At 45.8% G+C, this 19508-nt stretch carries 17 protein-coding genes; all 17 read right to left on the reverse strand.

Translation table 11 applies throughout. The features are described from left to right. The 17 genes from RIG68_RS21580 to RIG68_RS21660 all read right to left on the reverse strand — a co-directional run bounded on the left by RIG68_RS21580 (nt 1) and on the right by RIG68_RS21660 (nt 19422). Nucleotides 1-942: a class I SAM-dependent methyltransferase gene (locus RIG68_RS21580; RefSeq protein WP_350127111.1), complete on the reverse strand. Its 942-nt coding sequence runs from the start codon at nt 940-942 to the stop codon at nt 1-3. Next, entirely contained in the window at nt 939-2051 is a 1113-nt protein-coding gene (locus RIG68_RS21585; RefSeq protein ID WP_350127114.1) for an O-antigen ligase family protein, read from the reverse strand. The genes RIG68_RS21580 and RIG68_RS21585 overlap by 4 nt, the downstream gene beginning before the upstream one ends. A 368-nt stretch (nt 2052-2419) precedes the next feature. Continuing rightward, a complete protein-coding gene (locus tag RIG68_RS21590; protein WP_152001314.1) occupies nt 2420-3490 on the reverse strand; it encodes an exopolysaccharide biosynthesis protein in 1071 nt (356 codons plus the stop codon). A 6-nt stretch (nt 3491-3496) separates the two neighbouring features. Next, complete coding sequence (locus tag RIG68_RS21595; protein WP_350127117.1) at nt 3497-6097, reverse strand: SLBB domain-containing protein; 2601 nt, start codon at nt 6095-6097, stop codon at nt 3497-3499. Nucleotides 6098-6236: 139 nt separating this feature from the next. Further along, nucleotides 6237-7019, reverse strand: a complete 783-nt coding sequence (gene cysQ, locus RIG68_RS21600) for a 3'(2'),5'-bisphosphate nucleotidase CysQ (RefSeq protein ID WP_350127120.1) — start codon at nt 7017-7019, stop codon at nt 6237-6239. After that, nucleotides 7019-8281 (reverse strand): sulfate adenylyltransferase subunit CysN, encoded by a 1263-nt coding sequence (cysN, locus tag RIG68_RS21605; RefSeq protein ID WP_152001312.1) that lies wholly within the window; start codon nt 8279-8281, stop codon nt 7019-7021. Before cysN ends, cysQ begins: the two co-directional genes overlap by 1 nt. Before the next feature lie 10 nt (nt 8282-8291). After that, on the reverse strand, nt 8292-9197 hold the full coding sequence (gene cysD, locus RIG68_RS21610; RefSeq protein ID WP_350072704.1) for a sulfate adenylyltransferase subunit CysD: 906 nt from the start codon (nt 9195-9197) through the stop codon (nt 8292-8294). Further along, nucleotides 9197-9805 (reverse strand): adenylyl-sulfate kinase, encoded by a 609-nt coding sequence (gene cysC / locus RIG68_RS21615; RefSeq protein ID WP_350127122.1) that lies wholly within the window; start codon nt 9803-9805, stop codon nt 9197-9199. Before cysC ends, cysD begins: the two co-directional genes overlap by 1 nt. Before the next feature lie 160 nt (nt 9806-9965). Next, nucleotides 9966-10634 carry a DUF4097 family beta strand repeat-containing protein gene (locus RIG68_RS21620; RefSeq protein WP_350127125.1) on the reverse strand — a complete coding sequence of 223 codons (669 nt, stop codon included), beginning with the start codon at nt 10632-10634 and terminating at the stop codon, nt 9966-9968. A 7-nt stretch (nt 10635-10641) separates the two neighbouring features. After that, complete coding sequence (locus RIG68_RS21625) at nt 10642-11502, reverse strand: DUF4097 family beta strand repeat-containing protein (protein WP_350127128.1); 861 nt, start codon at nt 11500-11502, stop codon at nt 10642-10644. Between the two features lie 38 nt (nt 11503-11540). Further along, nucleotides 11541-12338, reverse strand: a complete 798-nt coding sequence (locus RIG68_RS21630; protein ID WP_350127130.1) for a zf-HC2 domain-containing protein — start codon at nt 12336-12338, stop codon at nt 11541-11543. Further along, a complete protein-coding gene (locus tag RIG68_RS21635; protein WP_350127133.1) occupies nt 12325-12867 on the reverse strand; it encodes an RNA polymerase sigma factor in 543 nt (180 codons plus the stop codon). The genes RIG68_RS21630 and RIG68_RS21635 overlap by 14 nt, the downstream gene beginning before the upstream one ends. 313 nt (nt 12868-13180) lie before the next feature. Beyond that, complete coding sequence (locus RIG68_RS21640; RefSeq protein WP_350127136.1) at nt 13181-13828, reverse strand: hypothetical protein; 648 nt, start codon at nt 13826-13828, stop codon at nt 13181-13183. A 96-nt stretch (nt 13829-13924) separates the two neighbouring features. Next, nucleotides 13925-14263, reverse strand: coding sequence for an SCP2 sterol-binding domain-containing protein (locus tag RIG68_RS21645; RefSeq protein WP_350072718.1), 339 nt, complete (start codon nt 14261-14263; stop codon nt 13925-13927). Between the two features lie 190 nt (nt 14264-14453). Next, nucleotides 14454-16589: a 3-hydroxyacyl-CoA dehydrogenase NAD-binding domain-containing protein gene (locus RIG68_RS21650; protein ID WP_350127139.1), complete on the reverse strand. Its 2136-nt coding sequence runs from the start codon at nt 16587-16589 to the stop codon at nt 14454-14456. A 110-nt stretch (nt 16590-16699) separates the two neighbouring features. Next, on the reverse strand, nt 16700-18124 hold the full coding sequence (locus RIG68_RS21655; protein WP_350127142.1) for a DUF4403 family protein: 1425 nt from the start codon (nt 18122-18124) through the stop codon (nt 16700-16702). Next, a complete protein-coding gene (locus tag RIG68_RS21660; RefSeq protein ID WP_350127145.1) occupies nt 18124-19422 on the reverse strand; it encodes an acetyl-CoA C-acyltransferase in 1299 nt (432 codons plus the stop codon). Before RIG68_RS21660 ends, RIG68_RS21655 begins: the two co-directional genes overlap by 1 nt. Between the last annotated feature and the right edge of the window lie 86 nt (nt 19423-19508).

The raw sequence follows: 19508 nt of genomic DNA on the forward strand, positions 1-19508 counted from the left end.
TCAACCATTATTTCCTTCCGTATGTGAGTTGTTGGCAGCATAAATCCTTATGATTCCGCCTCGTTGAAACAAGCTTGCCACCACTTCCAAAACTGTCGACACCGGTAGTAACAGTCCTACTAACAGATAAAGAGGAATATTTTTCTTGTTTTTTAGACTGTGAATAAGGTCTCCTTTGTAGCCCACCAAGCCCAGGCAAGTACGCAACATTCCCAGTAGGCCCACGTGCGAAGAGAAGTAGCTAATTTCGACTGGGCGAAGGCCACAAGACTCAATTAGAGAGATAATAGAGTCTTGGCTAAAATGATTTATATGACGAGGAACGTCCAATTGCAGCCAATTCTTGCCAGCCCACTTTGATTGCCAGCTATCTATATTGGGAACTTCCACAACTACCAGTCCTCCTCGAATCAAATTATCGCTTATAAGATTCGTAAATAGGTCGTGGGGTTTGTTTAAATGCTCTAAAACGTGGAATAAACTTATCACATCAAAAGGAGCGCCCAAAAGTTTGCCTTTGGAATAATAGCTGGAATCTATTTCTAACTGATAAAATTTCCTGGCAAAGTCAGCTCTTGGTTCCGACGTTTCCACTCCGTTTGTCCTGAAACCAGCCTCCTTACACAAGGAGAGGAATTTACCCTTCCCACTTCCAAAATCAAGTACTGCGGGTTCCGAGCCATACCTCTTCTTAATCTTGCCAACCACTCGATTGTACTCAAAAGAAAGCATTTTGTCAAATATCGAATTTCGATTGTCAATCACTCTATACCGCTCATCCCTATAGATTCCTTCTTCAGAAACATTCACAAGAAAATAGGTGTACTTGTGATCGCATATTCTGCATGTCACTATTGTGAAATCTTCTGAAATCTTCATTCCGTTCTCCAATACCAACGCATCTGGCTTGGTTGAACACAAAGGACAGGAAGCTTGTTTCATATGGTGTTTAACTTGGGTCGAAGTAAGGGCCTTCTGTTGATCTGATAAACTGAAACACTATATCCCACCATCCACCACGATACAAAGGCGACATAAAGATATATCTCGGCATTGGAGGTAAAAAGTGGCAAAAACATACCCACTTTCACCGTAGCAGCTGTAAACGGTATTACTTGATGCTCTTTAGAATTCGCTAGCCTATAAGCCTTAAATGAATACCAGACCGACATAACTAGTAAAAGGCAATAAAGAAAAAGCCCTAAAACTCCCAGCTGAACGCCAAATATGATGAATTGGTTTTCGCCGCCAACACGAAGACCCTCTACGACACCTCGGGCATTCCCACTCATCGCCAGCCCTATGCCCTGAGGTGATGCAATCATACTATCAATTCCCTCAAACCATTCTATGGCATGACCCAGGGTGGACGGCTCTTGAAAAGTAACTGTATCGTAAATGAGATCGACTGTATCCTTTGGAGCCCAAAAATAGAAATATAAGCCAGCGAGTGCCAACAATCCGACCCCAACAAAAATCATTCTGTAATACCTAAATATGATCGTGACGAATACAAGCTCAACAAAGAGCGATGCCATAGAGGCCCGGGAAAATGTTAGCACAAGTGTAATCAGGAGCAAAACTATTAATGCGGCATATTTCCCTCTTGACAGATTTTCTGTCGCATTTAACAGCAAAATGAGCGAAAGAGGGAAGGCAAGTACTACAGCACTTGCGAGCTCTAATGGGGTAGAAAAAAAGGAAGAATACCGTTTATGGCCGGCCGCAGTTTCAAAAGTCCATGAAAGCATATATTCGCCAGTTGGTTCTATTTCATTTAAGGCTTTGTTATACTGAGCATATCCGGTAAAACTATGAAAGTGCGTTCCCATTGCGGCTTCCACGGCAACAAAAAAGAATGCTATAACCGCTACGAAAAGTATGACGTTAGTAACGATTGTGGTATCACGACCACTTTTCGAGAAGTTTCTCCCAAAGAAGTACATGATCCCAAGCATAAGAATGTTTTTAAAATAGGCCAGCTTTTCTGTAATCCCAGCCCCTCCGAGGGGCAATATTACATATGTAAAAGCAAGTAGAAGGAAGGACATAAATACTATGTCAATACTTAGAAGCTTATAACTCCAGGAAAAAAAGTCTCTCTTAAAAAAAATGAAGGTGAGAAATGCAAACAGGACAATGAGCTCTTTTGCATATTGGAAAAAAACAACGGCTGCCGTTGATCCGGTTTGCTTGTACACTAAACTTAGAATGGTAATATATGCCGGCAGGTATAGACACATAAAAACAATCACATACTCACTCCCACCCTTAAAAAGGATTTTATAAGATGAATAGCCAATAGCCAAAAGTGCGGCCAAGAAAAACAACAGAAATAAGATCATTGGTTACTGACTCTTGTCTTAAAAAGCGTGGTCGATCTGTCTTTCATCCCTGGCCGAAATTCTCATTGAGAGTTCTACCTTGCTTGCAACGCATGTGCAAAGAAAAACTTCACAACAAAAAACCCTGTCGAAAGTAATCCAGAGACGAACATGCCTACAACTAGGCCTTTATACCAGCGCCATTTGTTGTTTTCAAGATGCCTCATAGGTCTGTCAATTATTTGAATCAGTGGTTGCCGATCCAAGTGGTTTAGCTTCGCCAGTTCGAGATTCTTCACAATTTCTGAATATGCAGCGAAGGATGACTGTAAATCCATCTGCTTTTGCTGAATAGGTACATTTTGCTTTCGGTTCAACACATTGTAATTCAACGTTCTCTCTAGGTTTGTTGCAATATCAAGAACGGAACTGTCAAGCACTTTCTTTACACTGTCTGCTTGATGCTGTAGAGTAGCCACTGTCTCGGTCGTCTTTCTTGTTTTACTATAGAGGTAGAAGTCACTCACTTTTTTCACCAAAGTCGTGTCAAAGGCCGCTGAAAAAAACGGATCCTTAGAATTTACCTGCACACTAATAATGTTGAGTCTCCTTGACGGTTTGTCGACTGTTATGTAGCTTTTCTTAAGTTGCTCAACTACTTCAATCAAAATACTGTCATGACTGGCTGTGAACTGCGAACGATCCACATCAAAGGACAATCCCTTAAGATAGCTCTTTGATTGCCAGGACTTGTCCCATTTCGACTCCCTTCCAAATGTATTAATGAGTCTTTCTTTGCTTCCATTGTGTTTTACCTCAGTCAGCAGCGTCTCTACTAGCATTCTCTTCGACCTGTAGAGCTCCAAAATATTCTCTCCCTTAAATAGCCCTTCCTCATCTCCTCCGAGAGATCCAAGGCTTAGGCCAAGTGAAGAAGCAAGTCCGGAGATTTGACTCAAACTGCTAGACTCCTCAAGTGCGAAGGTTGTCTGCGCTGTATAAGTCGGCTTACGCAGCGTATACAGATAGCCTAAGACACCCCCAACCACAACGACCAAGGCGATGATTTTCCATTTATGTAACACATAGTTCACCAGAGCTGCTATTCGTAACAAAAGCTCTCTAAGTGAAATGCTATCTTCCTGAATATATTTCTCTTTTGCCATGAGGTTCTACTTGAAAGTAATTTGACTAACCACCAAAGCAATGGTAGCTAAGCCCGTAGCAACACCAATAAGATCACCCGGCTTCAAAGGTATCTTTAATGGCTTAACTGGTATTATTATCTCAGCGCCAGGCTCAACATTTGGGTAGTTTCTCATAAACAAAAATCCTTTGGTTCTAGCCACCTCCCCGTTAGCATACACCACATAAGTACGGCCTTTTCTCGCCCGGCTGTCGAACCCACCCGCCCTGTCAATAAAATATTTAACAGACTTGCTGTTTTCATATCGTACGGTGGTGGGGTAAAGTACCCTCCCCCTCAACCTTACTGTCTGTAGCTGCTTCGGAATACTGATCACATCACCTTCTTCCAAAATCAAATCATACTTTGATCCCGGATTCGACATTATTTCTTCCAGATTGATTCCTATAATTTCGGTTTCCTTCAGCCCTCCGCCAGCCAAAAAAGGATTAGTAAGTCCCATTTCGGCGAGCCGTTCCCGTTTAGCAAAACTGGAAAGATCCTCATTAGAGGAAAGATCGGCTGCCTTCTCGTAGAGCTCTTCATCAATTTTGTTGGACAAAAGGTTCTCAGACTCTGTACGGTCTTTCTGGCTGCCTTCGATATTCTCCTGCACGCCCTCTAAGCTTTTCATCTTTCGTGAAAGCTCAGGCTCTTCGTTGAAAAACTCTGTCCGGCGAATAAGTGTTGCTCCTTTGGGATAGGCAAATTCTGAAAGTCCACCAGCTCGCTTGACAACGTCAGAAATCTTCTCATTCACATTCCTAATGGCATACTTGCCCGGATACAGCACTTCACCGTCAATTTGGATAAACCTCTCGATACGATAGTTGGGGTTTCTTCTCACAACTACATGGTCAAATGGCTCCAGCACTGTGCCCGTGGACGTCATGCCAAGGCTTTTGTCGACCTGAATCACTATTATATCAGAGATGTCTTTAGAGTTGAGGTCTTTTACTCTTCTGGTAATCTCAATGTTCATTTCCGCAGCAGCCTCTCTCAGCCCATTAGCCTGAGCGATAAGATCTTCCACCGTCATTTTTTCCGAATAGGAGAACTCTCCCGCCTGATTTACTTCTCCAGTAATCGTAACATAGTATTCTTCCTTGAGGTCATATTTTGAAAATATGGTGACAATGTCTTCCCTTTGGATAGCAATATCTTCGTTTTCGCCAGACAGAACTTTCGCAAGATCGAACGATATCGTTTCTGTCGACAAGTCATCCAGTGTTCTGGTAATCGTAGCCCTGGAGGCATATGCATCTCCGGTGGGCCCGTCGGCCCTTTTGATAAGCTCAGTCAAGGTGAGCCCGTCGGAAAGAGAATAAGAGCCAGATCTAAAGACAGCACCCTTTATCTGCACCCTGTTAGCATAGCGGTCAAGGATTTTTCCAACCCTGTACACGTCCCCACTTTTCGGTGTGAATATTTCAAACTGGTCTTTAAAAACATCTGCCACCATTTTTTCGGTGTCATTGTTTCTGGTCACATTTACCCGATCCTTGTAGCTTTGATCGGTGAAGCCTCCAGCGTAGTGTAGCACGTCTTTAAACGACTCATCGCCGCTTAACTCAAATATGCCAGGTCGTTTTACCTCCCCTTTGACTTCCACTCTGGAGGTATACGGATCAACAATGATCACATCTTCCTCCTGCAGCATTATATTATTCTCAGCGTTTCCTCCTATCAGGAAATCGTAGGCGTCGACGGTGGCAATAAGCTTGTTTTTGCGGAAGACCTTTATATTCCTGAAAGTTCCATTAGTTGTAATTCCGCCCGCAGCATATAAGGCGTTGAAAACTGTGGAAAGTGAGCTCAGCGTGTAGGTACCCGGTAGTCTCAACTCACCTACCATATTCACCTTGATAGTGCGCACCAGACCTAAAGAAACATTGATGAAAGTATTGGGTGTTGCTCCTTTGAGGCCAGTATAGGCTATGGCAAGTTTGTCGGTAATTTGCTTTTTAGCCTGATCTATCGTCTGACCACTCACCGAAATCGGCCCAAAGTTGGCAATGACGAGCTTGCCTTCTGCATTAACCCTTGCTTCGAAGTATTGCTCTGAAGCACCGTAAATATCTATGAAGAGTACGTCGCCGGGGCCTAGCACATAATTTTGTGGCGTAGGCATATTGAGGCTTGGTTCAAAGGTCAGCTTGAGGCTTTCGTTGTTAAAAAGTGAATAGCCGAAAATACGTTCCTCAAGTGGGGCCTCTTCCTCCTTTTCTGCATGCTTCCTGGGGCCCATAATTTTATCCCAATCGTGCTGCCCTCTTATCTGACTGCTTGGATACGGTTTTCCATCGCTCACCCGAGCCGAACTAATTTTATTGACCCTGCCTGAGAGTTTGTTTACCTCAGCAGCAGAAAGTCCCTGGCTCTGTGCCAACTGTAGCATCTGGTCTGGCGAGTACCCCATAGACGTGCCCTTGCTCATTAGCTCGACTATTTGAGCGTCAGAGAGGTTGTCAACATTGATAGTTGAAAGATCAGGGATGGCCTGACTACTTGCTTTTGGAGAGAGGCCAATGAAAATGGCCAGAAACAAAACGGTGAAGAGACGGTATTTTGCGTTCGAAAAGGTCATGATACCTTTTTGCTTAGTCTGGTTTCGAGAAATAATGCGCAAGATAGGATAATTAATTAGCTTACTAAATAGGAATACAGCCCTGACAACGAAGGCGACAGGATAGTTGGTGTGCTAAGAAAATAAAAAAGAGGACCTGTTAATCCTCTTTTTTTGCTTTTGCTATGAAAAAATTATTGAGCAATACCTCTTTGTTGTACCTAAGGGACTCGTTTGTTTTGTTGTCTATCACCGAGCCACCTGCTGCTTCCAGTACTGCCTGCGCTGCTGCTGTGTCCCATTCCATGGTAGGCCCGAAACGGGGATAAACATCGGCACCACCTTCCGCCAGCACCATAAACTTCAGCGAACTGCCCATTGATACTATTTCAGGCTTATCGTATTGACTGATAAACTCATGCGTCTCTTCGCTCATGTGAGACCGGCTGGCCACTACTCGTACAGAGCCTAAGTATCCAGACGATTTTCCACCATCAAGCCGAGTCGTCTGACCTTTTTCTTCCAGAAAAGCTCCCTGGCCAATGACTCCCCAATGCAACTTCTCCTGCACAGGCGTGTACACCACGCCTGCCACTAACTCAGTTTTGTTAACAAGGGCAATGTTGACTGTAAATTCACCGTTTCTCTTTATAAACTCCTTTGTGCCATCGAGAGGATCAACCAACCAGAAATGACCCCAGCCTGATCTTTCGCTGAAATCTATCCCTTTGCCTTCTTCACTCAACACCGGGATGCCGGTGTTCTCAAGATGTTTCATGATCACGTCATGAGCTGCCTTGTCGGCCTTCGTAAGTGGTGAGTTGTCGCCCTTGGTTTCCACACCAAAATCTTCTGTGTCATAAATTTTGAGAATGGCCTTTCCACCTTCGATGGCTGCTTCTTTGGCTATACCTATCAGGCTCTTAATTTTAGTTTGCTCCATCAGATAATCATCCCCGCTGCAACGGTTTCGTTGGTGGCCTCGTCGACCAAAATGATACTGCCAGTGTTTCTGTTTCTCCTATAGGAATCTACCAATAGCGGTTTGGTCGTCCTGAGTTGAACCCTGGCTATTTCATTGGACTTGATGTCTTTGTCCTCCTCCATACGGTGGAGTGTGTTGATGTCCACTTTGTATTGCACTTCCTTGATGATCGCTTTCACTTCATTGCTTGTGTGAAACAATGTGTACTTAGCTCTTGGCAATGGCCCTTTATTGTTCATCCAGCATAGCATTACATCTATGTCCTGGACTGCTTTGGGTTGATTATTGTCACGCACGATCATGTCGCCACGGCTGATATCAATATCATCTTCCAGCGTCAAAGTAACCGACATAGGAGGAAACGCTTCTGCGATCGGGCCATCCGCCGTGTCGATCGATTTGATTTTCGAAGTAAGGCCTGATGGCAACACTGTTACAGCATCCCCAGGCTTGAAAATGCCGCCAGAAACCCTGCCGGCATAGCCTCTGTAGTCATGATATTCATCAGAATGAGGGCGTATGACCGTCTGCACAGGGAAACGACAATCGATATGATTTTCGTCGCTGGCGATGTGGATTGTTTCCAGCTCGTGGAGTAGCGTTCCGCCGTGAAACCAGGGAGTCTTCTCCGACTTGTTTACTACGTTGTCGCCGTGAAGGGCACTAATAGGAATAAACCTGATGTCTTTCACATCGAGTTTGGCCGCAAAATCTTCATACTGCTTCACCACCTTGTCGTAGGCTTCCTCGGAGTAGTCGACAAGATCCATTTTATTCACACATACTATAATGTGTGGGATTTGCAGGAGGGAGGCAATAAAACTGTGACGGCAGGTTTGCTCAATCACCCCTTTTCGGGCATCTACCAGAATAAGTGCCAGGTTGGCCGTAGATGCGCCAGTCACCATGTTACGGGTGTACTGGATGTGTCCGGGCGTATCGGCAATAATGAATTTCCTTTTTGGAGTAGCAAAGTACCTGTAAGCTACGTCTATCGTGATTCCCTGCTCTCTTTCATCCTTCAAGCCGTCAGTCAAAAGCGAAAGGTCCACGTGACCAAGTCCCTTTTTCTTGCTGGAGTTCTCGACTGAAAGTAGCTGGTCTTCAAAAATCGATTTTGAGTCAAAAAGCAACCTTCCTATCAAGGTACTTTTCCCGTCGTCTACACTTCCGGCTGTGGTAAACCGGAGCAGTTCCATGTCCAAATATCCGTCTGACATTATCTTCTAATTAAAAATAGCCTTCTTTCTTTCTGTCTTCCATAGCGGTTTCAGATCGCTTATCATCCGATCTGTTGCCTCTTTCTGTCTGCCTTAGCGCCGACACCTCAAATACAATCTTCTCCAGCGTATCGGCATCAGACTCTATACCGCCGGTGATCGTGATATCGCCCAGCGTTCTGAACCTGATCTTCTTCTTTTCAATTTTTTCTCCTTCACGAAGCTGCGTGAACTCTGATTTGGGCAACCATGTACCGTCACGCCTGATTACCTCTCTTTCATGGGCAATGTATAGCGAAGGTATATCGATGTTTTCTGACAAAATATATTGCCAAACGTCCATCTCAGTCCAGTTGCTGATAGGGAATACTCTGAAGTGCTCTCCCTGGTTCTTCTTGCCATTGAATAGGTTCCAAAGTTCCGGGCGCTGATTTTTTGGATCCCACTGACCAAACTCATCTCTATGTGAGAAAAAGCGCTCCTTGGCACGAGCCTTTTCTTCGTCTCTTCTGGCACCTCCCATCAGGGCATCAAACTTATTTTCTTCGATAGAGTCCAGTAAGGTGGTAATCTGCAACCAGTTGCGGCTGGCATTTTTTCCGGTTTCTTCCCGAACCCGACCAGCATCAATAGACTTCTGCACAGATGCCACCACCAAATTTACCCCTAGCTCCTCCACTAGATTGTCCCGGAAGCTTATCGTTTCAGGGAAATTGTGACCCGTGTCGATGTGAACGAGAGGAAATGGGATTTTGGCCGGCCAGAAAGCTTTTCTGGCCAAATGCGTCACCACTATAGAGTCTTTCCCTCCGGAGAAAAGTATCCCGGGGTTTTCAAATTGAGCAAAAACCTCTCTGATGATAAAGATGGATTCTGCTTCCAGTTCCTTCAGGTGAGTAAGATTGTACCTCGCCATTAATTTTTAATTTTTTTCAAAACTACTTCCAAAATCTTTTTTGTGCACACTTCCAGCGACTCTTCGTTGGTTTTTACTACCACATCTGCACTTTTGGGCTTCTCAAAAGGTGAGTCGATCCCGGTAAAGTTCTTGATTTTCCCTTCTCTAGCCTTTTTATAAAGCCCTTTCACATCTCTTTGCTCGCACACTTCCAGCGGACAATCGACAAATACTTCTATAAAGTTATCCGCCCCAGCCAGGTCTTTGGCCTGCTTTCGATCATCAATAAACGGCGAGATAAATGCCGTGAGCACAATAGTGCCCGAATCGATGAAAAGCTTCGATACCTCACCAATGCGGCGGATGTTCTCTTTGCGTGCGTCATCACCAAAATCCAGGTCTTTGTTGAGGCCTGACCTAATATTGTCTCCGTCGAGAATGTAAGTATTAAGCCCCTGGGTAAAAAGAGCCTTTTCCACTTCACTGGCTAATGTTGACTTGCCGGAACCCGACAAGCCAGTTAACCAAACCAGCACGGGTCTGTAGCCATTTCGCTCTACTCTGTCAACATGAGTGATACTGTGCTTGTGCGGAATTATATTTTCTGAAACCGAATCAGCAGACATATTTGAAGCCGGAAAAATGAATTAACTATATTCTCTATTGGGTTAGTATAGAATTGAGGCACAAAGATAATTGAAGGTTTCCCGAAAACAAGATGAAAACCCCCATAAACCAATAAAGGGCCGTGAAGGCCCTCTATCAATGCTTATCAATGTAAATGTGCTACAGTCTCCGAAGAAGTATGTCTCCACTGATCGACTTGAGCTGAAGGTTCTTCCCTCCGTTGTTCAGTTTGGCGTCCAGCTTTACTCCGACAATCTCTTTCAGCCCCTTCCCGCCATCAAGGTACTCGAAGGTCAGGTCGCTATAGATGTCGCCAGAAATAGTTGACGCCTTCAACGAAACGTTTTGTGAGGCTGGCAGCTTGATGTCTACATCACCAGAGATGGTCTCAAGGGTCAGCTCACCGCCTTCAAAGGTAGTTTCAATGTCGGCGCTGATGCTTTTCACAGCTATGTCAACCCCTTTTGGTAACCACACCTCTACTGTCATAGTGGGGCTGGAACAGTAGCAGTTTTCACGACCACCTCTTTGCTTTTTCCAGTAGTCTTCAAACTGTTGTTTCTTCATGTAGATGCTCACCGCCGAGGTAGTATTGTCTACGCTGATCGTAAACTCAGGAGTGGGCCAGTCTTCTTTTTCCTCCACACTTAACACTGCCTTTGCTTCCTGTTGATCCCAGTGATTAATCTTTATCACCGACGAGAAATCAAACTCAAGGTATATCTTCTGGCCTGCTCTCACCGGGCTATTGGCTTCGGTGGTGTATTGGGCCAGGAGGGAGGTCATACTTCCCAGAAACATGACCAAACCCATTGTTATGGCTTTCATGGCTGAATTATTTCTTCCTTAGAAAAATATCACCACTTACCGCCCGGAGCGATATTTCAACACCGCCGCCGTTGAATGTTGGGTTGGCATTCATGCCTCCCCACGACTTGAGGCCTTCCTTTTCAGCGAATTTCAAGTCAAGATCTGTGTATATTTCTCCTGACACTACGCTCAGCTTGAAATTTACTTTGGCATCGGAGGGCATGGTAATATCAATGTCGCCGCTGGTGGCTGCAAGCGAAGTTGGCTTAGTCGCATTCATTTTGGTAAAGACTATATTGATGTCTCCACTCACTGTGTTTGCCACTATCGGGCCCGATACGTCGGTCAAGATGATGTCGGAGTTTTTCGACTGCACATTAACTTCGCCACTAAGACCCTTCACCACAAAGTCTCCCCCTCCGTGCCATGATTCTTGCTCATAGGAGAGCCCCATCGCAGTTGGCATTTTGATGATGTAATCAGAGTCGCTGGCCGCTTTGCCTGCTCCTGAAAGCAAGATGACATTCCCTTCCGTCTTGATATTTAACCCTATCTCCGTGTTGTCGGGCCCGGTGGCTGAAAGTGGTTTCAGCCCTTTGGCCTTTTCCGGAATTCCTTCATAGTCGAGAGCCGTGATGACCAACTCCGTCCCCGAATACGCCTCAAAGCTAATATCGGTTTGTAGGTTGGACACTTTCAGTGTGTACTGCTCTGGAGAGCCTGGAACCTTAAATTTGAATTCCTTGGTTTGGCCTTCTCTCTCACCGAAGGGGCTCATGTCTCGTCTGTCGACCTTGGCCAGCCTCGCCAGTTCCTGAGATTTTGCTGGAAGCTGACTAACCATTGTCAGCGCCAACACTGCTGTAAATAATTTGATTGTTTTCATTGTCCTTTATTTTTTATGCTTATCAATTATTGAATGCTTTATATCAATACTTCTATGCCCAACTGGGCTTGTTTTCTCACTTCAGGTAGCGTCTCTGTGTTGTCAATCAGCGATTTCAACTTGTTCACCGCACTCTTTTCTTCGAGTTCCACCATCATGTTGATGAGGGAGATCTGAACAATCGGCTCCGTCTGAAATTCCAGGGAGCGAACCAGCTCGGCTCTCACTGTGCTGTTGGCAGTGGCAAACTTCTGCAAAGCATTGGCTGCCGCCAGCCGCACATTGGGGCTGGCATCGGTATTCAGTGTGGTCACCAGTGCTTCGATGAGTTTTGGGTCAACCTTGTTGTAGCTTTCGACCTGACTCACCGCCTGTATTCGTTCGCTTGGGTGTTGCGCTTTCAGATTGGCTAACATGAGCATTTCTTTTATTTCGCCAATCTCTTCCTTCATTTCGGCTACCTGATTGTTATCGGTTACTTGCGGCTCACCTTTATTTCCCCACCAATAACCCATGGCTACCAGCAACACCGCTGCAGCCACTCTCGACATGGTTTGCCAGGAGAAGAGAAACGCTTGTCTCGCTTTCGGACTTGAATGCAAGCCTTTCTTCTCCTCCTCAATCATGGCAAACACATCCTTTTTGAGTTTTTGGCCCGGTTGAGCTGGCTTCACCAGAGAAAACTCTTGTTCCAGCTTCAATTCCTGCTCATAGGCCTGTCTACAACTTTCACACTCATCAAGGTGAAGCTTCACTGCTTCCTCCTGATTTTTTGAAAGCATTCCGCTGATGTACTCCGGCAAAAGCTCCTCTATATGTTTGTTAGTTTTCTGCATGATTGAAATATATTTCTCTCAGTTGCTGGATGGCCCGGTGCATTTGCACCTTGATATTGCCAACCGTAGTATTTCTTATTTCTGCTATCTCTTCGTACTTCATTCCTTCCAGTTTACCAAGCACAATCAGCTCCCTCTTTTCCTCCGGCATTTTGTCGAGCGCCTGGAAAAGTACCGACTCCCGTTCCCTGGTTATTTCGTCTTCCTCATCGCTATGATGCAGGTCGGCGACATCTTCTACCTTCTTAAAATCGTCAGTGAGCTGCTTGTTCTTCCTGTAGTGATCGTGATGCACATTGCGGGCCATTTGATACACCCAGGTTTTAAATTTGTATTCCGGGTTAAATGACTTGCGGTACTTCATTAGCCGCATGAACACGTTCTGCACCAAATCGTCGCTTACATCCTGATCGAAGGTCATGCGGAGAAAGAAATTGTACAGCCGTACCTGGTACCGCTCAAAGAGGTCTTTCAAATGATCCAGGTCATCGTTCTGCACCTGAACCATCAGCCACTCGTCAGTTATCATCTCCACAGTTTTGGTCAGGCGATTTTGCAAGCTTTTCCGATCGATTTGGTTTGGTTACCAAAAAAGGTACGGAAGGTTACAGGAGGGAAAAAGATTTATTTGGGAAAGTTGGAAATACCCGACTTGAGGATATAAGAAAAATAGGAATAGATTGATATGAAGGAATTTACAGTAAGTGGCGGTTTGGAGTTGTGCCTTTGCATCAAAAAAAGACTGCGTTAAGATAAAGCGATCTATTGCCATGGCTTTGGCCGGTGTGAAGACATACCGTTAAACTAGATATGTATTTAGTTTAGCTTGCTGTCCTTCCCTATCATTCTAGCCTAACAGTCCTGATTTCCAGGCTGCTCATTGACCAGCTTTCATCGCAGGCCGGATAGTCGGTATTGGTTTGCACCAAGCGGTCATAAAACTGAAAGAAGGCTGTCTTACTAGTGTGTGCTATAGTCTTTGTTATTTGATACACGCTGGTTCCGTCAGACAGATCAGCTCTATGACACAAGCCTGGTAAAAAATAACTGGCGCCTGTTCTGGGATTGCTGAAGTCGGGGAAGCGCTTTGGGTAGGATTGAAAAAGACAGTATGTGCTTACGCAAGGGCTATTGGAAAAAGTGACATCCATGATACGAGCGTCGTCAAGTTCCATATACCACCGATCCGGCCCATCGTCTCCACCCGCATTGCCGTCCCAGGAATCGTGCAACAACAAAGTAAAGCTTACCTCCAGAAAATCATGCTTCGGAAGATCCGAGAGGTCGAGACTAAAACCATCTCTGTTATACGGGCCAACAACCCCATCCCCGTTAAATTCAAAATATTTACCTCCTTCGATATCACCCAATTCGGTTTGGTCAAACTGGTTGGTGTATATCAATTCAGTTAATTCCTCCTTAGGTTGGCATTTAACCAGCAGAATTAGAGTCGAGAAAAGAAGGGTGGCTTTAATGCCGTTTAACAACATAGGTGCTCATTCTAGATTACAACGATAAGTTCGTTTCAATATAAAAGTCTATTCAGGAAAGTACTAGGTTCAAATCCCTCCCGCTGCTTTGGCTGCCTAAAACAGCCGCCTAAACAGCTTCGTAAACTTCAGCATCTCGTTCAGATCACTGACCTTGATTTTACCCATCATGAAGGCCATTTCGGCGCTGCGCTTTCCCAGCTCAATTTCTTCATACACAGCATCGCTTGTCTTTATCGTGCATTTGGCTTCGCCCTCCAGTCCCTGGCTGACACGGCAGGCTCCTTTTTCTATTACTGCGGTAAATTGCCCACCATTCTTTCCTTCAATATCAAAGTGAAATACCGTTTCAAATCCTTCTTCCAATTTTTCAGGCCTGAAGCGATCCTGTAGTGACAAAACTATTTCCCGTGCTATCTCTGGTTTGGTTTCCATGGTTTCTTGTAGGTATCTAATGCTATTTGTCTTTCTTATATAAATTCTCCCCAATGATTCAAGCGTCCGCCTGGATCAAGTTCAATTCAGCTTTCGGTACTTTGTTCGTCGTGCCACCAGTTCGTGCCTTCGCTGTGGGTACGACGTACGCAAAGTCCAAGCGAGACACTTGAACTATCTACCTTATCTGCTAATAAAACTTCTTACCTTTCTCCGCCTGCTCCACGAGCAATCCCGCTGGCTTGAACCTGGCACCTATTTCTTTTTCTAACTGCCTCATCTTTTCCAGGATGGCCTTAGCCCCCTTTGCGTCAATGTACCGGAACGGTCCACCCAGAAAAGGAGGGAAGCCCAACCCAAAAACAGCCCCGATGTCTCCATCTCGTGGGGCTGTAAGGATGCCATCCTGTAGGCAGTAGACTGCCTCGTTGATCATAATTAGCGACAGCCTATCCTGTATTTCGGAATCTTTAAAGGCTTTGCTTCCCCGGCCTTCAATAAACCGCAATGCCTCCTCATTCACTTTGCCTCTCACTTTCTTGCCGGTTTTTTCATCGTATTGCAGAAAACCCTTTCGGTTCTTGCGCCCTTTGAAGCCAGCTTCTGCAAGTTTATTCAGTAAGTCCGAACTCTTCGCTCCCCGTTTGTTGAAGAAAGCTTCCAAATCGCCTTTGTTGATATGAGCACCTACATCAATACCTACCTCATCTATCAATGTAATCGGTCCGACAGGAAAGCCGAATTTCTTCATTGCCTTGTCCATTTGTAGCGGATCGGCTCCTTCTTGCATGAGCAGCAGCGCTTCATTGACGAAGGGAGCCAGGATACGGGTAGTGTAGAAGCCCGGGCCGTCTTTCACTACAATACAAGTTTTGCCCTGCTTCACACCAACTTCCAGCGCTGTGGCGGTTACCCAATCGGCTGTTTTACCCGTAACAACTATCTCCAGCAGGGGCATTTTGGGCACTGGCGAGAAATAATGCATGCCGATGACTGTCTCCGGCCGGGAGGAGGCTTCAGCGATTTTCGTAATCGGCAATGCGGAAGTGTTGGAAGCAAAAACACAATCCTTGCGAATAGCGGCTTCAGTCTCTTTCAGCACTTTGTGCTTAATATTAATGTCTTCAAACACAGCCTCTATGATCACATCCGCTTTGTGGAATCCCTGGTATGTAGTCGTTGCGTGTACCTTATTAATTATGGTTTCGGCATCTGCTTTGGTGATAGCTCTTGTTTTCATCTTTTTCATCAGCACCGCCCATATGTTCTTTTTGGCCTGGGCCAATGCTGGCTCCTGTAAGTCTTTCAGCAATATATCGGTGCCATTTTGAACTGTGACTTCAGCTATGCCTTCGCCCATGAGGCCAGCACCCAAAACTCCTAAAGTTTTCACTGGCCTGGCAAGCGCTTTCATCGGGTTTTTGCGCAGCGCATTCATCGCAAAAAAGATGTTGATCAGCTGAAAAGCTTCTGGAGACTGAAGCAGTTGATCGAAGAGTTCAGTCTCTTTTTCGGCAGCCTGCGCCCGGGTATGGCTCAATCCGTACTTAACTGACTCGAGTATCTTGTAAGGAGCAGGGTAGTTGCCGCTAGTTTGGCGAAGCATCATTTTTGTTGCCTGGCTGAAAATAATTCCCCGGGTCAGCGGGTTGCTTTCAAGCACCTTTGAAGCCAGGGGCATTTTGCTTTTTCTCCTGTACTGACCAGTCGCCAACTTTCTGGCAAATTTGACAGCCGCATCAAGTAGCTTTGGTTGATAAACCAGCTCATCCACAAGCCCCATTTTCAGGGCTGGAAAAGCGTAAACATTTCTTCCCGTCAGAATCATGCTAAGGGCATTCTGCACACCTACGAGTTTTGGGAGCCGGTAAGTGCCCCCCAGGCCGGGCAAAAGACCCAGCTTTACTTCTGGCAGTGCCATCATAGTGCTGCTGTGGTTACTGGCCACTCGTCCGGCACAAGCCAGGCTGATTTCCAAGCCCCCGCCCATACAAGCACCATGAATGGCTGCCACACAAGGCTTTTTGGAGTCTTCCAGGTCACGCAGCATAGCATGGCCAGCCTGCGCAGTTGCTTTCGATTCGCCTGGCTTCATTTTCAGAAACTTCTCGATATCGGCACCAGCCATAAAACCCTTCTTCCGGCTTATCAGCACCGAGGCTTTAAGGCCTGTGTCTGCCTCAATCTGCTGCATTACCTCCCGAAATTGCGCCTCAGTGTCAATGGAAATCTTGTTCCACTCTTCTCCGGGCAAATCCATCCAGATCACGCCTACGTCGCCGTGTTTTTCAAGAGTCAGAAAGGAGTGTTGTGCTTTTGAAGCCATGATAAATTGAATTAAGAATCGCCGGGAAACGCCCCAGACCTTTAGTATGCATGCAGAGTAAATATAGACGTTTATTTAGGATTATGTAAGGCAAATAAACACGAAGTTCTCTATTGGCTGATCGCCTTTTGTTGCGTACTATCTTTTCGTATTTCCTGTAGCCTTATTTCGGCCATGCCTCTCACCTGAATAATCATTTGAAGGTCTTTAGAAGTAATAAGGGTAGCCAGTGGCATAATCTCCCATGAATCAATATACACCTCCAGTTTTTCCGCCAGCTTTCCCTTTTCTATCCCGCTTGTGATGAGCATGGGGATCATGTCGGCATAGGGCTGGAGTTCATAGGTAAGCTGCATTTCCACCATCGCCTTTATGGAACTATGGAGAAGCCAGTCGGCAGAAGCCAGAACGGCATCATCAGAATCTACAACAAAGTCAAAGTCTTCTATCCGAAAGCTCTTGGATGCCCTGTCTATCACAGGCCTTCCCTGAAGATACACGTCGCCCCTCACATCGCCTGTCAACCCCAGCTTCACGGCCAAGCCATCCTTCGTGCCGTATACCTCCACATCCTTGATTTGCGCCGAATAACCTGCCGAATCGATCTTCATTCCTACAAGTTTTTTTCTACTGTATTTGTTGACCCTGTCAAATGGAAGCGTACACAGCACACTTGCCACCAGACTGTCCTGATGGTCTGTTTGAAAACTAAACTCAGGTAATGGCACAGGCGCAACGGTCAGGTCATCTCCTTCCACGAGGGTTGATATTTGAGCCATTAATTCAGCCTGAGCTGTAATTTGTCTTTCAGGGCCACGAGTCCATCTTGCTTTCAGCGTCTCGGCTTTGGCCAGCAGCCAAATCCTTGGCTCATCCTTTTTTAGTCGGATCGGTTGCTGCAAGTCGCTCCAGATTTTTTCAATGATTTTTCTCGTGTCGATGGTCTCTTTCATAAAACCATCCAGCTTCAGTGTAAGGCTGTCCTGGTGGTCGTTCAGCGCTTTCTCGACAGGTTTTCGGAAATTGATGGTAGTAATTCCCAGATTCATCACGGGGTCGCTTTTCCAGACGATCTCCTCAATAACCGTTCTCGGTCTGATGCTCCAGTCATTTTCAAAACCAAGCTCCGTTTTAAAGAGCAGTTCCAATTCAAATTCTATCGGCGTTTGATTTTGGATTTTCACGCCCAAAATATTCTTCCTGTATTGACCTGAAACTTTCAGATGAGCCCGATAGCGAAGGTCTGGTGCTTTCCAGCTTAATATAATCGGCTGTTGCTTCGTAAGCTCAAAGTAAAGGCTATCGTTAGCATTGACCGCTACTCTTTTTTTTAAAAAAGTGCCATCAATTTTTTCATTGATAAGGGTTTCTACCTTATCGAGGCTAAAGCTGAGAGGGATGGTCAGTCTTGAGATCGGCGGGGCGAGCGTTGAGTCTAGCGATGTTCTTTCGGGAGCCTTGGTTTTAGTTTTTTTACAGGAAACAAGGGTCAAACCCAAAGCGACGGTAACGGCGAGGCATTTTAAGATATACATTAGATTTTCTCCAGAATCATACCGTGGCCATGAGCGCCGGCAGCGCACGCTGCAAGCAAGGCCAACTTGCCATTCTCCCTTTTTAGCCGATTCATGGCGGTGGTTACCAATCTCGCTCCAGTGGCACCAAAAGGGTGACCCAAAGAAAGTGAGCCTCCATGAATATTAAATTTGTCCATGTTTATCTCGCCAGCTTTTGCAGTCAATCCCATTTTCTCTTTTGCAAACTGGTCGGAATTCAGTGCTTTGAGATTCGTGACAATCTGGGACGCAAAAGCTTCGTGAAACTCTATAACGTCCAATTCTTTCAAAGTGAGGCTTTGGCGTTGCAGTAATTTATAGGTGGCATATGCCGGGCCCAGCAGAAGCTCTTCATTGGGATCCTGACCCGTGAACACATAGTCTCTGATTTGAACGGATGTGTCGTAGCCCAGGGCTTTGGCTTTTTCCTCGCTCATCAGAAGCACCACAGCTGCTCCGTCGGTAAGGAAAGAGGCATTGCCTGCCGTTATTGTCCCATTCTTTTTATCGAACGCTGGTCGCAGCTTAGCAAGTTTTTCAACCGTCGTATCACCACGATAGGTATTATCCTCTTTGATCGCCTTGAACGATGGCGGAAACTCTGCGGGAGTAATCTCACTGGCCAATATCCCTTCTTCAGCGGCCCTTGCAGCTAACTGGTGCGACCGGGCTGCAAATTCATCCTGCTCTTCCCGGGTAACACCAAATCGGGTGCCCATCAGTTCACAGTCCTGACCCATAGTGCGGCCGGTGGAGTATTCTGCGATTTGCGGTACCTCTGGTTTGAAATCTGACGGACGGAGAGACAACACAAACTTCAGCCATTCACCGGTCGAGCGAATCTTCTGAGAAGCGAAGAGCTTGGTTCTCATTTTCTTGGGAAAGCCTATCGGAATATCCGACACACAGTCGGTTCCACCCGCAACAACCACATCGGCATGACCAAGCCTGATCAGGTCAGCTCCCTGGGCAATGGCCTGGTTGGCGGAAATACAAGCCTGAGAAACTGTGTGGGCTGGAGTAGTGAAAGGAATACCTCCAGTGAGGGCGCACTCTCTGGCCACGTTTGATGTCACAATATTGTGGACAACTGTGCCCATAATCACCCTTTCAACCTGAGCCGCATCAAGAGAGGTTTTTTTCAAAAGGCCCGAAATAGCTACTGCACCAAGTTGATAAGCCATAAGATCCCTGTAGCCCGTGCCCGACTTTAGAAAAGGCGTTCGGGTGCCATCGACTACTACTACTTTCCTTCCGACATATGATTGCTTCGCCATATCTGGGGCTGTTTAATTGAACATAATTATACAAAAAACCCTCAGGACAATAAACATCCCGAGGGTTTGAAACGTCTCGTGAGAGC

Source organism: Imperialibacter sp., assembly GCF_040222385.1.
Lineage (GTDB): Bacteria > Bacteroidota > Bacteroidia > Cytophagales > Cyclobacteriaceae > Imperialibacter.

What these genes read in the sequence shown, in the direction of transcription:
- RIG68_RS21635 (WP_350127133.1), bottom strand. Translation starts at nt 12,867, where the DNA reads ATGATAACTGACGAGTGGCTGATGGTTCAGGTGCAGAACGATGACCTG.
- cysQ (WP_350127120.1), bottom strand. Translation starts at nt 7,019, where the DNA reads ATGGAGCAAACTAAAATTAAGAGCCTGATAGGTATAGCCAAAGAAGCA.
- RIG68_RS21585 (WP_350127114.1), bottom strand. Translation starts at nt 2,051, where the DNA reads ATGTCCTTCCTTCTACTTGCTTTTACATATGTAATATTGCCCCTCGGA.
- RIG68_RS21645 (WP_350072718.1), bottom strand. Translation starts at nt 14,263, where the DNA reads ATGGAAACCAAACCAGAGATAGCACGGGAAATAGTTTTGTCACTACAG.
- cysD (WP_350072704.1), bottom strand. Translation starts at nt 9,197, where the DNA reads ATGGCGAGGTACAATCTTACTCACCTGAAGGAACTGGAAGCAGAATCC.
- RIG68_RS21595 (WP_350127117.1), bottom strand. Translation starts at nt 6,097, where the DNA reads ATGACCTTTTCGAACGCAAAATACCGTCTCTTCACCGTTTTGTTTCTG.
- RIG68_RS21625 (WP_350127128.1), bottom strand. Translation starts at nt 11,502, where the DNA reads ATGAAAACAATCAAATTATTTACAGCAGTGTTGGCGCTGACAATGGTT.
- RIG68_RS21590 (WP_152001314.1), bottom strand. Translation starts at nt 3,490, where the DNA reads ATGGCAAAAGAGAAATATATTCAGGAAGATAGCATTTCACTTAGAGAG.
- RIG68_RS21630 (WP_350127130.1), bottom strand. Translation starts at nt 12,338, where the DNA reads ATGCAGAAAACTAACAAACATATAGAGGAGCTTTTGCCGGAGTACATC.
- RIG68_RS21655 (WP_350127142.1), bottom strand. Translation starts at nt 18,124, where the DNA reads ATGTATATCTTAAAATGCCTCGCCGTTACCGTCGCTTTGGGTTTGACC.
- cysC (WP_350127122.1), bottom strand. Translation starts at nt 9,805, where the DNA reads ATGTCTGCTGATTCGGTTTCAGAAAATATAATTCCGCACAAGCACAGT.
- RIG68_RS21660 (WP_350127145.1), bottom strand. Translation starts at nt 19,422, where the DNA reads ATGGCGAAGCAATCATATGTCGGAAGGAAAGTAGTAGTAGTCGATGGC.
- cysN (WP_152001312.1), bottom strand. Translation starts at nt 8,281, where the DNA reads ATGTCAGACGGATATTTGGACATGGAACTGCTCCGGTTTACCACAGCC.
- RIG68_RS21580 (WP_350127111.1), bottom strand. Translation starts at nt 942, where the DNA reads ATGAAACAAGCTTCCTGTCCTTTGTGTTCAACCAAGCCAGATGCGTTG.
- RIG68_RS21640 (WP_350127136.1), bottom strand. Translation starts at nt 13,828, where the DNA reads ATGTTGTTAAACGGCATTAAAGCCACCCTTCTTTTCTCGACTCTAATT.
- RIG68_RS21620 (WP_350127125.1), bottom strand. Translation starts at nt 10,634, where the DNA reads ATGAAAGCCATAACAATGGGTTTGGTCATGTTTCTGGGAAGTATGACC.
- RIG68_RS21650 (WP_350127139.1), bottom strand. Translation starts at nt 16,589, where the DNA reads ATGGCTTCAAAAGCACAACACTCCTTTCTGACTCTTGAAAAACACGGC.